Source organism: Piscinibacter sp. PDB5-1 (assembly GCF_056676035.1).
In genome coordinates this window covers 284,509-298,428 of record NZ_JBWVZL010000001.1, presented here as the reverse complement: position 1 = coordinate 298,428, position 13,920 = coordinate 284,509, and the positions used below count along the sequence as shown (strand labels likewise).

The window sequence follows — 13,920 nt, the reverse complement described above, 5'->3', positions numbered from 1 at the left end:
TCGCCTGCGTGCCATGAGCGATGCCGACCGCGACAAGGGGCTCGATCCGCGCACCGCGCTGATCCACCACCCCTACACGCCGCCGGCCGGGTTTGGGTCGGTGCAACCGGCGGTGCACAAGGCCTCGACGGTGCTCTTTGCGAACACGGCCGCGCTGCACGCCCGCACGTGGCGCGAGAAGACCGGCTACACCTACGGCCTGCACGGCACGCCGACGAGCTTCACGCTCGAAGAGCGCATCGCCACGCTCGAAGGCGGCGTGCAGACGCAGCTGGTGCCGAGCGGTTTGGCCGCCATCACGCTGGTGGACATGGCCTTGCTGAAGCAGGGCGACGAGGTGCTGATCCCGAACAACGTCTACGGGCCGAGCAAGGAACTGGCCAAGCACGAACTCGCCGCCTGGGGCATCACACACCGCGTGTACGACGCCATGGATGCGCAGTCGCTCGCCGATGCCATCACGCCGGCCACGAAGCTCGTGTGGCTGGAGGCCGCCGGCTCGGTGACCATGGAGTTTCCCGACCTGCCGGCGCTGATTGCCATCGCGCGCGGGCGCGGCGTACCCACCGCCATCGACAACACCTGGGGCGCGGGCGTCGCCTTCGATGCCTTCGCGCTGGGCGTGGACATCTCGGTGCAGGCGCTGACCAAGTACCCCTCGGGCGGCGGCGATGTGCTGATGGGCTCGGTGACCACGCGCGACGAAACCCTGCACCAGCGCCTCAAGGCCACGCACATGCGCATGGGTTGGGGCGTGGGCGGCGGCAACGACATCGAGCTGCTGCTGCGCTCGCTGCCCTCGCTGGCGCTGCGCTACGAGGCGCAAGACCGGGCCGCGCGCCTGCTGGCGGGGTGGTGGTGGCAGCGGCCCGAGGTCGTGCAACTGCTGCATCCTGCCTTCGATGGCAGCCCCGGCCATGCGCACTGGCGGGCACTGTGCTCGCAGGCGGCCGGGTTGTTCTCGGTGGTGTTCGACGAGCGCTACAGCGCGAAGCAGGTCGATGCCTTCGTCGATGCGCTGAAGGTGTTCAAGATCGGCTACTCGTGGGCCGGGCCGGTGAGCCTGGTGATGCCCTACGTGATCTCGGCCATGCGTTCGCCGTCGCCCCGGAACGGCATGCTGGTGCGCTTCTCGGTCGGGCTGGAGTCGGTCGATGACCTGATCGCAGACTGCGAGCGGGCGCTGGCGGTGCTGTGACGGTCGGTTGACCCGCCGGGCGCGTCAGCCCTTCGGGCCTGATGAGACCTTGTGCCGCATCAGGCGGCCTTTCTCACGCTCCCAGTCGCGCTTCTTTTCGGTGTTGCGCTTGTCGTGCTCGGCCTTGCCCTTGGCCAGCGCGATTTCGGCCTTCACGCGGCCGCCCTTGTAGTGCAGGTCCAGCGGTACGAGCGTGAAGCCTTTTTGTTCGACCTTGCCGATCAGGCGCTTGATCTCTTCCTTGCGCATCAAGAGCTTCTTGGTGCGGTCGGCCTCGGGGTTGACGTGGGTCGAAGCACTGCGCAGCGCGTTGATGCGGCAGCCGATCAGGTACAGCTCGCCGTCGCGGATCAGCACGTAGCCATCGGTCAGCTGCACCTGGCCGGCGCGGATGGCCTTGATCTCCCAGCCCTGCAGCACCATGCCGGCCTCGTACTTCTCTTCGAGGTGGTAGTCGAAACGGGCGCGACGGTTTTCTGCGATGGACATGGGCTCAAGATGGGCGCGAAGGCGCTCAATACAATCGCTGGATTGTATGAAGCACGTCAAACGTTCGGTCCTGCTTTGGTATTCCCCGCACGAGATGTACCGGCTCGTGACCGCCGTGGCCGACTACCCGCAGTTCCTGCCCTGGTGCGAACGCGCCGAATTGCTGCAGCAGCACGACGATGGCGTGACCGCCAAACTGCACCTCGCCTATGCCGGGATGCGCCATGCGTTCACCACCCGCAACCACAACGTGCCGGACAGCGAAGTGCGCATGGCCCTGGTCGATGGCCCGTTCTCGACGCTCGATGGCATCTGGAACTTCCTGCCCCTGACACCGCCTGGCAGTGATGTCGTCTCGGCCTGCAAGGTCGAGTTCGACTTGCGGTATGCGTTTTCGAACCGTGCGCTCGAACTGGTCGTGAGCCCTGTCTTCGACCGCATTGCCAACACCTTCGTCGATGCCTTCGTCAAACGCGCCGAACAGGTGTATGGCCCCCGCTGAGCAGTTGTCCATCGAGGTGATGTGGAGCCCCCGGCCGCGCGACGTGCGCCGCGTGGCGGTGTCGATGCCCGCCGGCGCGACCGTCGGCCAGGCCCTGGCTGCGAGCGGGCTCTTCACGCCGCCGGATGCCTGGCGCCGCGCCGACCTGCGCCTCGGCGTGTGGGGGCGCTTGGCCGATGAGGGCACCGTGCTGCGCGACCACGACCGCGTCGAGCTCTACCGGCCGCTGCTCGTCGATCCGAAGGAGGCGCGGCGCCTGCGTCACCGTTCGCACGGCGACGTCTCGACACGCGCAAAGAAAAAGCCGCGCTGAGGGCGCGGCTGGCTTCGTCGGTCGAAAGACCGGGAGGGCTGCGGCTTACTTGCAGTCCGCCGCGATGATGTCGCGCAGCCGCTTGGACTCTTCGGCGCGGGCCTTGTCATCGAGAAACTCGCGCTCGCCCTTGTCGTTGACACGCGCCACGCGCATGCCGTCGTCGAAGGACCGCAGCGCCGCCTTGGCGCGGGTGCAGTTCTCGGCCATGGCGGCCTTCTGCTTGTCGTCTTCGGCCTTGCGCTTGGCTTTTTCGTCTTCTTCGGCCTTGCGGCGCTTCGCGTCGAGTTCGGTCTCGGGCGACTTCGCCCCGGGGGGCGACGCGTCGGAGGCGGCGACTGGCGGCGGCACTGGCCCGCGGCGGGCGGCGTTCGACGGGCGCTGAAGAATCTGCTGGTCAGACACCGATGCGGGCGGCGGAAGGTCGCTGTACTGCACGCGGCCGGACTGGTCGCGCCACTTCCACTGCGCGACGGCCGTGGTGCTGAAGCTCGCGGCAGCGAAGGCGGCGAACGCGAGCGCGCTCAGTCGGACAAGGGGGCGGGACAAAGCGAAATTCATGGGCGGAAAGTGTAGTGCGCGCTCCGTTGTAAACGCCCCTGCACGGGGCGTGGGTTGTCACCTTTTGTCAGCGCAGGGGCATGCAGCGCGAGCCTTCGTGAACTATTCACGAAAGGGCTGGGCAAGTGGCTGCCCATCCAGGGTGCGCCGGCCCGGGATCGACCCCGACGGGCGGCGGCGAAAGCCTCCCTATAATTCGCTTTTGCGTCAGGAGCTTCCTCATGCGCCTTCTTGGCAAAGCGCTCACCTTCGACGACGTGTTGTTGGTGCCGGCCTTCTCCCAGGTGTTGCCACGCGACACCAATCTCTCGACCCAACTCTCCCGCAACATCCGACTGAATCTGCCGCTGGTGTCCGCCGCGATGGACACGGTGACGGAATCGCGCCTGGCCATCGCCATCGCGCAAGAGGGCGGCATCGGGATCGTCCACAAGAACCTGAGCCCCAAGCAGCAGGCCGCCGAAGTGGCCCGCGTCAAGCGCTACGAATCGGGCCTGCTGCGCGACCCCATCACCATCTCGCCGGGCGTGCCGGTGCGGGACGTCATCAACCTGTCGCGCCAGCACGGCATCTCGGGCTTCCCGGTGATGGACGACGGCAAGGTCGTGGGCATCGTCACCGGCCGCGACCTGCGCTTCGAGACGCGCATGGACGCCCCGGTGCGCGAGATCATGACGCCGCGCGAGCGTCTCATCACCGTGCGCGAAGGCACGTCGCTCGCCGAAGCGAAGGCGCTCATGCACAAGCACAAGCTCGAACGCGTGCTCGTGGTGAACGAGGCCTTCGAGCTGCGCGGCCTGTTCACGGTGAAAGACATCACCAAGCAGACCAACTTCCCCAACGCAGCGCGTGACGCGCAAGGCAAGCTGCGCGTCGGCGCGGCGGTCGGCGTGGGCGAGGGCACCGAAGAGCGCGTGGACCTGCTGGCCAAGGCCGGCGTCGATGTGCTGGTGGTCGATACCGCCCACGGCCACAGCGCTGGCGTCATCGAGCGCGTGCGCTGGGTCAAGCAAAACTACCCGCAGGTGGACGTGATCGGCGGCAACATCGCCACCGGTGCGGCAGCCCTGGCGCTGGCCGAAGCCGGCGCCGATGGCGTGAAGGTCGGCATCGGCCCCGGCTCGATCTGCACCACCCGCATCGTGGCCGGCGTGGGCGTGCCGCAGATCACCGCGATCGACAACGTCGCCAAGGCACTGGCCGGCACCGGTGTGCCGCTGATCGCCGACGGCGGCATCCGCTACTCGGGCGACATCGCCAAGGCCATCGCCGCCGGTGCCAACACGGTGATGATGGGCGGCATGTTCGCCGGCACCGAAGAGGCGCCGGGCGAGATCGTGCTGTTCCAGGGGCGCAGCTACAAGTCGTACCGCGGCATGGGCTCCATCGGCGCCATGCAGCAGGGCTCGGCCGACCGCTACTTCCAGGACAACACCGGCGCCAACCCCAACGCCGACAAGCTCGTCCCCGAAGGCATCGAGGGCCGTGTGCCCTACAAGGGCTCGCTGGTCAGCATCATCTTCCAGATGGCCGGTGGCCTGCGCGCGTCGATGGGCTACTGCGGCTGCGCGAGCATCGACGACATGCGCAACCAGGCGGAGTTCGTTGAGATCACCTCGGCGGGCATCCGCGAGAGCCATGTGCACGACGTGCAGATCACAAAAGAAGCGCCCAACTACCGAATGGAGTAAGGGGGGCCCTCGGCCGACGGGTGCTCGGCCGATCCCCCGCGGGGATGAGGTCCGGCTTGGGGCGGCCCGGCGCTCCGCCCCGGCTCCGGCTCCGGCTCCGATGCGAGGCTGCTCCCGCCTGATGTTGTTGTGAAGTGAATCGCGAGTGACTGACTCCACCTCGAACCAGACGCAAATCGCGGCGGGCCGTCCCGCCGCGATGCGTTTCATCATGCTCACGGTGCTGCTCGACATGGTGGCCGTGGGCTTGATCATCCCGGTGCTGCCGGTGCTGGTGGGGCAGTTCGTGAGCGACAAGTCCAGCCACGCGTTCTGGAACGGCGCGGTGATGGCGACCTTCGGCCTCGCCAACTTCTTCTGCTCGCCGATCCTCGGTGCGCTCTCCGACCGTTTCGGCCGCAGGCCGGTGCTGCTGCTGGGTTTCTGCGGATTCGCGCTCAGCTTCTTCGGCACCGCCCTCGCCACCAGCCTGTGGATGCTGCTGGCCGTGCGCGTGGCCAGCGGCGCGATGCAGGCCAACATCGCCGTGGCCAACGCCTACGTGGCCGACATCACGGCGCCCGAAGACCGCGCCAAGCGCTTCGGCATGCTGGGCGCGATGCTGGGCCTCGGCTTCATCATCGGCCCGGTGCTGGGTGGCCTGCTCGGTGCGCGCGACGTGCGCCTGCCGTTCTTCGTCGCAGGCGGCTTGTCGCTGCTGAACCTGGTCTATGGCTACTTCGTGCTGCCCGAGTCGCTGGCGACCGCGCACCGGCGCGCGATCTCGTGGCGCTCGGCCAATCCGATCGCCTCGCTCAAGCACCTGAGCCAACTCAAGTCGGTGGGCGGTCTCGTGGCGGTGATCGCGCTGGCCAACCTTGCGCAGTTCGTGCTCCACAGCACCTGGGTGCTGCACACGACGTTCCGCTTCGAGTGGACGACCGAGCAGAACGGCTGGTCGCTGTTCGTCGTCGGCGTGGTGTCGGTGTTCGTGCAGGGCTACCTGATGCAACGCCTGCTCAAGCGCTGGGGGCCGTCGCGGCTGGCGACTTGGGGCCTCGTGTCGGGTACCTGCGCCTACCTGCTGTGGGGTCTCGCGAACCAGGGCTGGATGATGTACGCGGTGATTGCCGTCAACCTGCTTGGCGTGACGGTCGCCCCGGCCATCCAGAGCATCGTCTCGAACGCGGCCGACCCCAAGACACAAGGCCAGGCGATGGGGGCCGTGGCCTCGCTCGCCAGCCTGACGACCGCCATCGCGCCCATGCTCGGCTCGGTGCTGCTGGGCGCCGTGGCTGAATTGCCGCACAGCGACTGGCGTGTCGGCGCGCCGTTCTTCTTCTGCTCGGCGCTGACGGCAGTGTCCACCGTCCTCGCCATCCTCCATTTCAAACGCCAGCGCGCCGTGTCCCTCGCCCCGGCGGCCGGCACCGCTCACTGATCGCCTCGATCGATCGAACTGACCCCCGCGCCATGCACGACAAAGTCCTCATCCTCGATTTCGGCTCGCAAGTCACCCAGCTCATCGCACGCCGCGTGCGCGAGGCGCATGTGTACAGCGAGATCCACCCCAACGACGTCAGCGATGAGTTCATCCGCGAGTTCGCGCCCAAGGCGATCATCCTGTCGGGCAGCCACGCCAGCACCTACGAAGACCACCAGCTGCGTGCCCCGCAGGCCGTGTGGGACCTGGGCGTGCCGGTGCTGGGTATCTGCTACGGCATGCAGACCATGGCGGTGCAACTTGGCGGCAAGGTCGAGTGGAGCGACCACCGCGAGTTCGGCTACGCCGAGGTGCGTGCGCGCGGCCACACGGCGCTGCTCGACGGCATCCAAGATTTCGCCACGCCCGAAGGCCACGGCATGCTCAAGGTCTGGATGAGCCACGGCGACAAGGTCACCGAGCTGCCGCCCGGCTTCAAGCTGATGGCCTCGACGCCGAGCTGCCCCATCGCCGGCATGGCCGATGAGGCGCGTGGCTACTACGCGGTGCAGTTCCACCCCGAGGTCACGCACACACGCCAGGGCGCGGCGTTGATCAACCGCTTCGTGCTCGACATCGCGAAGGCCAAGCCCGACTGGGTGATGGGCAATTACATCGAAGAAGCTGTCGCGCGCATCCGCGAACAGGTGGGCGACGAAGAGGTGCTGCTCGGCCTGTCGGGCGGGGTCGATTCGAGCGTGGCGGCGGCGCTGATCCACCGCGCCATCGGTGACCAGCTCACCTGCGTGTTCGTCGATCACGGCCTGCTGCGCCTGAACGAGGGCGACATGGTGATGGACATGTTCGCCGGCAAGCTGCACGCCAAGGTGATTCGCGTGGACGCGAGCGAGCTGTTCCTGCGCGAGCTGTCGGGCGTGAGCGAGCCCGAGCAAAAGCGCAAGATCATCGGCCGCGAGTTCGTCACCGTCTTCAAGGCCGAAGCCGACAAGCTCAAGGCGGCCGGCAACGGCAGCCAAGGCGTCAAGTGGCTGGCGCAGGGCACGATCTACCCCGACGTGGTCGAGTCCGGCGGCACCAAGAAGGCGACCATCAAGAGCCACCACAACGTCGGTGGCTTGCCGAAAGACCTGGGGCTCAAGCTGCTCGAACCGCTGTGCGAGCTGTTCAAGGACGAAGTGCGCGAACTGGGCGTCGCGCTCGGCCTGCCGCACGAGATGGTCTACCGCCACCCCTTCCCCGGGCCTGGCCTGGGCGTGCGCATCCTCGGCGAGGTCAAGAAAGACTATGCCGACCTGCTGCGCCGCGCCGACGCGATCTTCATCGACGAGCTGCGCGCCGCCATCGACCCCGCCAGTGGCAAGAGCTGGTACGACCTCACCAGCCAGGCCTTCACCGTCTTCCTGCCCGTCAAGAGCGTGGGCGTGATGGGCGACGGCCGCACCTACGACTACGTCGTGGCCCTGCGCGCCGTGCAGACCAGCGACTTCATGACCGCCGACTGGGCCGAGCTGCCGTACAGCCTGCTCAAGAAGGTGTCGAGCCGCATCATCAACGAGGTGCGCGGCATCAACCGCGTCACCTACGACGTGTCGAGCAAGCCGCCCGCGACCATCGAGTGGGAATGACGCAGGTGCCGTGACGCGTCACGGCACCACGACGACCGGCGCGAACCCACCGCCCGGCGTGCGGAAGTTGGTGGTTTGTCCGGTGTACATGCGCGCGGCGAAGAGCTGTACCTGGCCCGCGTAGGCGTAGGCCCGGATGTCGAACTTCAGGTCGGTCGGCACGCCGTCCACCTCGATCCAGCGCTCGCCGGGCGGCACCATCGCCTGCGCCACGAAGCCGCCTGCGGTGATTTCTTGCCAGACGCGGCGGGTCAGCTTGTCGCCGCGGTAGACCGCCTTGCCGCCGTAGCCCGACTCGGGCTTGAAGAACCACTGCCGGCGTTGCGCCCAGAGCTCTTCGGACCGCTCGGCCGTGACCTGCACGGTCGGTGGCACCACGGCGGCCAGCAGCGCGCGGTCGGCTTCACCGACGCCCCAGTCCGCCAGCAACGACGGGTTGCTCAGTGCAACCAGGTTGCGCTTCTCGGCATGCACGGCGTGCGCCCGCGGGTGCGGCGTCACAACCACCGCGCCGGCTTCATAGGCGCTTCGCAAGGCGGCGTGCGTGGCATCGGCCAGGTAGAAATCGGTGAGGCGGTTGTAGACCAGGTCCACCACGCGGTCGCCTGACATCAAGCGCCCCTCGCGCCATTCGAGCGATTCGGGGGCCACGATGCTGGCGTCCAGCCCGCGCTGCTTCAACGCCTGTCGGCACAGCTCGAACTCGGGTGCCAGGTACTGCGCGGCGGGCTCGTCATCGACGATGGCGACCAGCCCCAGGGGCGCGTCACCGCGCTGGCGTCGCCACTCGCTGACGAACATCTCGACGAACGCGTCTTCCAGCCCGGCGAGTGCCGGGTCGGGCTGGACCTCACACGGCGTGGCCTCACAGCACGAATGCTGGGCGCGGGCCAGCGCGGCGTTGAGCCAGGCACCGCCGGCGTTGGTGTTGACCTCGATCAGCCGGGGCCCCTGCGCGCCAAGGTGGAAGTCGTAGCCCATGAACGCGCCCAGCGGGCCGAAGTCGTGTTGGGCGATGGCCGGTGCGCGCCGCAGTGCTTCGTGCTGGTAGGTCGGCTGCGCCATCACGCGTTCCAGGGCCTGCACCGCCGCGTGCATCTGCTCTACCACCGGTTGTGCCAGAAAGACCACGGTGGACGAGAACAGGTGCGGTCGCGTCTGCGCGATGTCTTGCGCCATGCCGGCGAGGCTGGCGTCGGTTTCGAGTTGCCGCTGCAGCATCTCGGTGCTCAGCGTGCGGCAGTAGCACCCGAGGTTCAGGGCTTCGGCGGTGTTGAAGGGCGGGGTGACAGTGTTCATCGTTCAGCGCGTCGAGACCTTGCGCAGATGATGACCTGCGCCAGCGTTTCAAGGTGGCTTTGCGCGTGCGCTTGTTGGCTTAAGCTCTGCGCGACCGCAAACCATGAGGCCCGCCCATGTCGCTGAGCTTGCATTACCACCCGTTGTCGTCGTACTGCCAGAAGGTACTGATTGCGCTGGACGAGTTCGGCGTGCCCTTCGAGCGCCACTTTCTTGACTTGAGCGACGCGGCGGTGCGGGGGGCGTTCCTCAACCTGTGGCCCACCGGCAAGATGCCGCTGCTGGTCGATGGCGACCGCGTCGTGCCCGAGAGCAGCATCGTCATCGAGTATCTGCAGCGCCGGGCGCCCGTGAAGGCCGCGCTGTTGCCCGCCGACCCACAGGCCCAGCTCGACGTGCGCCTGTGGGACCGCGTCTTCGACCTGTACGTGATGACGCCGATGCAGGCGCTGGTCGCCAACCGCCTGCGCGACGAGGCCGACCGCGACGAGCTGGGCGAAGCGGCGGCCTATGGCACGCTCTCGATGGCCTACGCCTTGATCGATCAGCACATGGCCGGCCGCACCTGGGCGGCGGGCGATGCGTTCAGCCTCGCCGACTGCGCAGCGGCGCCATCGCTGTTTTTCGCCGCGACCCTGAAGCCCTTCGAGCCGGAGCAGGCACACCTCGCCGCCTACTTCGAGCGGTTGATGCAACGGCCCTCGGTCGCCCGTGTGCGTGCCGAAGCGCGGCCCTTCTTCAAGTTCTACCCGTTCAAAGAGGCGATTCCGCCGCGCTTTCTTTCAGCCGAGCCGGTGTGAGGCGGGGCGCTGCGAGAGCCGCAGTCAGCGGTCAGACCACTGACCGAAGGCTCAACCAGGCGGCGCTCCACGCACACAGGTTGCCCACCAGAAGAGCCAGCACCACGCGCCACGCATAACGCGGCCCGCCGGCGGCGAGTGCGATCACCGTGCGCGTGCCGCTGTTGAAAAGAATCGACAAGCACACGCCGAACAACAACTGCTCGGCCGTCAACTGCTGGCCATGGAACAGGCCAGACAGCGGGGCGACCGCCGCGTGTGCGTCGGCCATGCCCGAGACCGCCGCGCTGGTGAACACCCCGCCCGTGCCGAAGCGCTTTTGCGCGGCCGTCATCACGAGCGTCACCACCATCAACCCCGCCGCGAGGACCAGCGCCTCGGTCAGGCTCAGCGCCCGTGCGCGGTCGTGGGTGCCGTCTTGCACCGGCCCGGCCTCGCGCCGCGCGACGAGGCCGAGTACGGCACCGATGCACAGCGCGCCGATCGCCCCCCCGGCCGCAGCCGGCAGCAGCACGCCGGCCGCGGCCGGCGAGAACGGCGCGGCGATCACCGGCACCAGGGCCCAGGTGGCGGCGGTCGAGAGCACGGCAGCCACGGCCAGCGAGGCCGTCTGCGTGGGCTGTTGGCGCGCGCGGGCACCCATGGCCGCGACCGTGGCGCTGCTGGAGGCAAAGCCCATCAGGAAGCCCGCCGCCGCCAGGCCCAGCCGGGGCCCCAGCACGCGCAGCGCGACGTGCGCCATGCCCTGCATCAGCAAGAGCAGCCACACCAGCCCGGCCAGCGGCCGCAGGCTGATGCCGCCCAGCCAGGGCAGCGGCTCGTTGGGCACCAGCGGCATCACGACCAGGCCGAAGCCGAGCAGCAGCAGGCCGTCGTGCAGCTCTTGTTCGCTCAGCACCTGCGTGGCGAAGCGGTGCAAGGGGCTGCGCGCGGCGAGCACGGCGGCGAGGGCCACGGCGCAGGCCGCGCCGAGGGCCGGTGCGGTGACGGCGCTCACGCCGATCAGGTAGGTGATGAAGAGCGCGATCTCGGTGGTGAGGCCCGGGTCGCGTGAGCGGCTCTTGAGGTAGCTGAAGGCGGCCAGCGCCGCGACCAGGGCCGCGCCGATCCACACCAGCTGCGGGGACAGCCACTGAGCGAGCGCACCGCCCGACGCCGTGAGCGTGAAGGTGCGCACGCCGGCCGCGTGGCGGTGCGGGCCCTGGCCCTTGCGGCGCTCGCGTTCCAGCCCGATCAGCAAGCCGCCGCCCAGCGCGACCATCAGGCCGATCAGGCGGGTGTCGTCCATCCATGAGGTCAAGGCAAGGGGCTCCTTCGGTGCTCGGCAGTGAATGTTAGGGGCAGGGTCGCGGGGGCCTTGCCGGCCTGCACCCAGAATCGGTCGCATGGCCCCAGAACAACTCTTCTTGCCGGGCATCGAGCCGGCGCAACCGCCGACCGACCGGCTCTTCTTCGCCTTGCAGCCCGACGCGGCCACGGCCGAACGCATCGCCGCGCGGGCGCAGCAACTGCGCGCGGCCGAAGGCCTGAAAGGCAAGCCGCTGGCGAACACGCGCTTTCACGTCACGCTGGCTTTCCTGGGCGACCACGTCGGCCGGCCCGAGGCGGTGATCGCTGCGGCGAGCGAGGCCGTGTCGCATGTGGCCGTCGCGCCGTTCGATGTGCAGTTCGACCGCGTGGGCAGCTTCAAGGGCCAGCCGCGCCGGCGGCCGCTGGTGCTGCGCGGTGATGCCGGCCTGCATGGCGTGACGGCGTTGCACCAGGCCTTGATGGCCGCGTTGGCGCAGGCCGGCCTCGTGCGTGCGCCCGACCCGCGCTTCACCCCGCACCTCACGCTGCTGTACGACGCGCGCTTGCTGCCCGAGCAGGCCATCGAGCCCCTGGGCTGGACGGCGCACGAGTTCGTACTGGTGGACAGCCACGTCGGCCAGGCCCACCACGAGGTGCTGCGGCGCTGGCCTTTGCGGGCCTGAGCGGACGTGGCCGCGCCCGTCAGCCGCGCGCCGAGCCTTGCACCAACACCTGCGCCAGTTCGAGCGCCGAACGCGGCGCGCAGCCCTCGGCGTGGTTGCTGATGGCGACATAGGCCGCATGGCCCGCGCCGGTGGTGCCGGTGATCACGCGGGCCAGCGCCTCACGCGTCTCGGGGTCGGGGTCGAGCAACTGGTCGAAGGGTGCGTAGCGCTTCTCGGCGTTCTCGTAGCCGTAGGCGCCGTGCAGCGGGTTGAGGTTCCAGCGGCACACCAGCGGGCCGGGCCACAGCGCGCGCAGCATGGGCAGCTGTTCGGCAATCGGCGGCATCTTGGCCTGCAGGCCGAGGCAATAGGTGGCGCCGGCGTCGCGCAGCAGGCGCGCGAACTCGGGCGACAGGAACTCGCGGTCGCGCACCTCGACGGCGATCACGCCATCGGGCGCCGTGGGCTGCAGCGCGGGCAGGGCGCGCAGCATCGTGTGCAGGCGCTCGAACACCTCGGGCAGGTGCGCCAGCAGCGGCAAGGGCAGCGGGCTCAGCTGGAACACCAGCGCACCGAGCTTGGTGCCCAGGCCGTCGAGCGCGGGTTGCACGAACTCGCGCACCGCCAGTTCGGGGTTCAGGAACATCGGGTTGGGCTGCACGGCGCGGCCGTTCTCTCTGCGCACGGTGGCGTCGGTCACGACCAGCGGCGCCTTCACGACGAAGCGAAAGTGCTCGGGCACTTGCAGCGCCAGGTTGGCGTACTGCAAGACCGACAGCGGGCGGTAGAAGGCGCGGTCCACGCACACGCTGCGAAACAGCGGGTGCTGCGCGTAGGCCGGCAGGCCGTGCCTGGACAGCGTCGATTCGTTGTACGCGCGGTCCCACACCAGGTCGGCCCAGCCGGGGTAGCTCCACGACGAGCCGCCGAGGTAGAGCCGGGGCGGCAGTCGCGCGGCCAGCTCGCGCAGCGTGTCGTCGTGGGCGCAGGGCAGCACCTTCGTGCCGCGCGGCCGGGTGGGGGCCGTGGGCGAGGATGAGGGGGCCGGGGCGGGCGCCTCGTCCTCGTCACCGGGCGGATCGGCAAACAGATCAGGAAAGAGCGCGTCTTGCATCGGGTGTGCAGCATACGTCGCGCTACAGTGCGGGCTTTCGTTCACGCTGAAAGCGAAGGGCTGCGATGAGAGCCGTGCTGGGCCTGGTGTCGTTGCTGGTGGTGCTGGCCATCGTGGGGGTGCTGGCGAGCCGGCAGTTGAAGGCCACGGGCCAGGTGCAGGTGCCGGCCGTCGAGGGTGCCGCGTCGATCGCCGTGACCCCGGGTGCGCCGCCCGCCGAGCAGTCGCGGCAGCTTCAGCAGCAGGTGCAGAACGAGCTTCAACGCGCACTCGAACAAGGCAGCCAGCGTGCTCGCCAGGCCGACCAATGATGATGCTGAAAGCCCGACCCGTTTCATGAGTTCGCCCGCTGACGAACACGCGATGCGCCTCGCGCTCGACCAGGCGCAGAACGCGTGGCTGGTGGGCGAGGTGCCGGTGGGCGCGGTGATCGTGCGCCAAGGCCAGGTCATCGCCACCGGCTACAACCGGCCCATCACCGAACACGACCCCACCGCGCACGCCGAGATCGTGGCCCTGCGCCACGCGGCCACGCTGCTCGGCAACTACCGCCTGCCCGAGTGCGAGCTGTACGTGACGCTCGAACCCTGCGCGATGTGCGCGATGGCGCTGATGCACGCGCGCTTCAAACGCGTGGTGTTCGGCGCGCACGACCCCAAGACCGGCGCGGCCGGCTCGGTGGTCGATCTCTTCGGCACCCCGCAGCTCAACCACCACACGCGCATCGAAGGCGGCGTGCTGGGCGACCTGTGCGGCGACCTGCTGCGCGGCTTCTTCGCCGAGCGCCGGGCGCAGTTCAAGCAGCGGCGCGCCGCGGCGGGCGAGGCCGCACCGGCCTTGCCTGAAGTGATCGAAGACGACGAAGAGCCCATTCCCACCGGCGACGCGGTCGAGGTGCCCCTCGACCGGCCCGGCCCGCACACCGCCTGACCACGCGCGACGCGCGAACA

General features: G+C 68.9%; 15 protein-coding genes. 10 read left to right on the top strand and 5 right to left on the bottom strand.

Annotation, left to right across the window (positions count from 1 at the left end):
• The first annotated feature begins 13 nt into the window (after positions 1-13).
• Positions 14-1,198 (top strand): PLP-dependent transferase, encoded by a 1,185-nt coding sequence (locus AC1KAT_RS01330; RefSeq protein WP_480321989.1) that lies wholly within the window; start codon positions 14-16, stop codon positions 1,196-1,198.
• Between the two features lie 24 nt (positions 1,199-1,222).
• Here the strand turns inward: AC1KAT_RS01330 and smpB are convergent, their stop codons facing one another.
• The gene (gene smpB / locus AC1KAT_RS01325) at positions 1,223-1,687 is read right to left on the bottom strand and encodes an SsrA-binding protein SmpB (RefSeq protein WP_480321987.1); all 465 of its coding nucleotides are present in this window, start codon (positions 1,685-1,687) and stop codon (positions 1,223-1,225) included.
• A 46-nt stretch (positions 1,688-1,733) separates the two neighbouring features.
• Between smpB and AC1KAT_RS01320 the strand changes: the two genes are divergently transcribed.
• Together AC1KAT_RS01320 and AC1KAT_RS01315 are read left to right on the top strand one after the other, a co-directional pair.
• Complete coding sequence (locus AC1KAT_RS01320; RefSeq protein ID WP_480321985.1) at positions 1,734-2,189, top strand: type II toxin-antitoxin system RatA family toxin; 456 nt, start codon at positions 1,734-1,736, stop codon at positions 2,187-2,189.
• The gene (locus tag AC1KAT_RS01315) at positions 2,176-2,502 is read left to right on the top strand and encodes an RnfH family protein (RefSeq protein ID WP_480321983.1); all 327 of its coding nucleotides are present in this window, start codon (positions 2,176-2,178) and stop codon (positions 2,500-2,502) included. Before AC1KAT_RS01320 ends, AC1KAT_RS01315 begins: the two co-directional genes overlap by 14 nt.
• 45 nt (positions 2,503-2,547) lie before the next feature.
• Here AC1KAT_RS01315 and AC1KAT_RS01310 read toward each other — a convergent pair whose 3' ends face one another.
• Positions 2,548-3,051 (bottom strand): DUF4124 domain-containing protein, encoded by a 504-nt coding sequence (locus tag AC1KAT_RS01310; RefSeq protein ID WP_480321981.1) that lies wholly within the window; start codon positions 3,049-3,051, stop codon positions 2,548-2,550.
• 233 nt (positions 3,052-3,284) lie between these two features.
• Between AC1KAT_RS01310 and guaB the strand changes: the two genes are divergently transcribed.
• The 3 genes from guaB (at position 3,285) to guaA (ending at position 7,802) form a co-directional block, all read left to right on the top strand.
• Positions 3,285-4,754: an IMP dehydrogenase gene (gene guaB / locus AC1KAT_RS01305; protein ID WP_480321979.1), complete on the top strand. Its 1,470-nt coding sequence runs from the start codon at positions 3,285-3,287 to the stop codon at positions 4,752-4,754.
• A gap of 145 nt (positions 4,755-4,899) precedes the next feature.
• Entirely contained in the window at positions 4,900-6,174 is a 1,275-nt protein-coding gene (locus tag AC1KAT_RS01300; RefSeq protein WP_480321977.1) for a TCR/Tet family MFS transporter, read from the top strand.
• A 32-nt stretch (positions 6,175-6,206) separates the two neighbouring features.
• On the top strand, positions 6,207-7,802 hold the full coding sequence (gene guaA / locus AC1KAT_RS01295; RefSeq protein ID WP_480321975.1) for a glutamine-hydrolyzing GMP synthase: 1,596 nt from the start codon (positions 6,207-6,209) through the stop codon (positions 7,800-7,802).
• 18 nt (positions 7,803-7,820) lie between these two features.
• Here the strand turns inward: guaA and AC1KAT_RS01290 are convergent, their stop codons facing one another.
• Positions 7,821-9,101: a hypothetical protein gene (locus AC1KAT_RS01290; protein WP_480321973.1), complete on the bottom strand. Its 1,281-nt coding sequence runs from the start codon at positions 9,099-9,101 to the stop codon at positions 7,821-7,823.
• 116 nt (positions 9,102-9,217) lie between these two features.
• On the opposite strand from AC1KAT_RS01290, the gene AC1KAT_RS01285 reads away from it, so the two are divergent.
• Entirely contained in the window at positions 9,218-9,901 is a 684-nt protein-coding gene (locus AC1KAT_RS01285; protein ID WP_480321971.1) for a glutathione S-transferase family protein, read from the top strand.
• 31 nt (positions 9,902-9,932) lie between these two features.
• On the opposite strand, the gene AC1KAT_RS01280 is transcribed toward AC1KAT_RS01285, so the two are convergent.
• Entirely contained in the window at positions 9,933-11,201 is a 1,269-nt protein-coding gene (locus AC1KAT_RS01280) for an MgtC/SapB family protein (RefSeq protein ID WP_480321969.1), read from the bottom strand.
• A gap of 85 nt (positions 11,202-11,286) precedes the next feature.
• On the opposite strand from AC1KAT_RS01280, the gene thpR reads away from it, so the two are divergent.
• Positions 11,287-11,874 (top strand): RNA 2',3'-cyclic phosphodiesterase, encoded by a 588-nt coding sequence (thpR, locus tag AC1KAT_RS01275; RefSeq protein ID WP_480321967.1) that lies wholly within the window; start codon positions 11,287-11,289, stop codon positions 11,872-11,874.
• Positions 11,875-11,893: 19 nt separating this feature from the next.
• Here thpR and AC1KAT_RS01270 read toward each other — a convergent pair whose 3' ends face one another.
• Complete coding sequence (locus AC1KAT_RS01270) at positions 11,894-12,970, bottom strand: DUF72 domain-containing protein (RefSeq protein WP_480321965.1); 1,077 nt, start codon at positions 12,968-12,970, stop codon at positions 11,894-11,896.
• A 65-nt stretch (positions 12,971-13,035) separates the two neighbouring features.
• Here AC1KAT_RS01270 and AC1KAT_RS01265 point away from each other — a divergent pair, with 65 nt between their 5' ends.
• Both AC1KAT_RS01265 and tadA read left to right on the top strand, forming a co-directional pair.
• Positions 13,036-13,281: a hypothetical protein gene (locus tag AC1KAT_RS01265; RefSeq protein WP_480321963.1), complete on the top strand. Its 246-nt coding sequence runs from the start codon at positions 13,036-13,038 to the stop codon at positions 13,279-13,281.
• Between the two features lie 25 nt (positions 13,282-13,306).
• On the top strand, positions 13,307-13,900 hold the full coding sequence (gene tadA / locus AC1KAT_RS01260; protein WP_480321961.1) for a tRNA adenosine(34) deaminase TadA: 594 nt from the start codon (positions 13,307-13,309) through the stop codon (positions 13,898-13,900).
• The last annotated feature ends 20 nt before the right edge of the window (positions 13,901-13,920 follow it).

Excerpts from the sequence above, each read along its gene's own strand:
- AC1KAT_RS01330 (WP_480321989.1), top strand. The coding sequence starts at position 14 with ATGAGCGATGCCGACCGCGACAAGGGGCTCGATCCGCGCACCGCGCTG.
- smpB (WP_480321987.1), bottom strand. The coding sequence starts at position 1,687 with ATGTCCATCGCAGAAAACCGTCGCGCCCGTTTCGACTACCACCTCGAA.
- AC1KAT_RS01320 (WP_480321985.1), top strand. The coding sequence starts at position 1,734 with ATGAAGCACGTCAAACGTTCGGTCCTGCTTTGGTATTCCCCGCACGAG.
- AC1KAT_RS01315 (WP_480321983.1), top strand. The coding sequence starts at position 2,176 with ATGGCCCCCGCTGAGCAGTTGTCCATCGAGGTGATGTGGAGCCCCCGG.
- guaB (WP_480321979.1), top strand. The coding sequence starts at position 3,285 with ATGCGCCTTCTTGGCAAAGCGCTCACCTTCGACGACGTGTTGTTGGTG.
- guaA (WP_480321975.1), top strand. The coding sequence starts at position 6,207 with ATGCACGACAAAGTCCTCATCCTCGATTTCGGCTCGCAAGTCACCCAG.
- AC1KAT_RS01290 (WP_480321973.1), bottom strand. The coding sequence starts at position 9,101 with ATGAACACTGTCACCCCGCCCTTCAACACCGCCGAAGCCCTGAACCTC.
- AC1KAT_RS01285 (WP_480321971.1), top strand. The coding sequence starts at position 9,218 with ATGTCGCTGAGCTTGCATTACCACCCGTTGTCGTCGTACTGCCAGAAG.
- thpR (WP_480321967.1), top strand. The coding sequence starts at position 11,287 with ATGGCCCCAGAACAACTCTTCTTGCCGGGCATCGAGCCGGCGCAACCG.
- AC1KAT_RS01270 (WP_480321965.1), bottom strand. The coding sequence starts at position 12,970 with ATGCAAGACGCGCTCTTTCCTGATCTGTTTGCCGATCCGCCCGGTGAC.
- AC1KAT_RS01265 (WP_480321963.1), top strand. The coding sequence starts at position 13,036 with ATGAGAGCCGTGCTGGGCCTGGTGTCGTTGCTGGTGGTGCTGGCCATC.
- tadA (WP_480321961.1), top strand. The coding sequence starts at position 13,307 with ATGAGTTCGCCCGCTGACGAACACGCGATGCGCCTCGCGCTCGACCAG.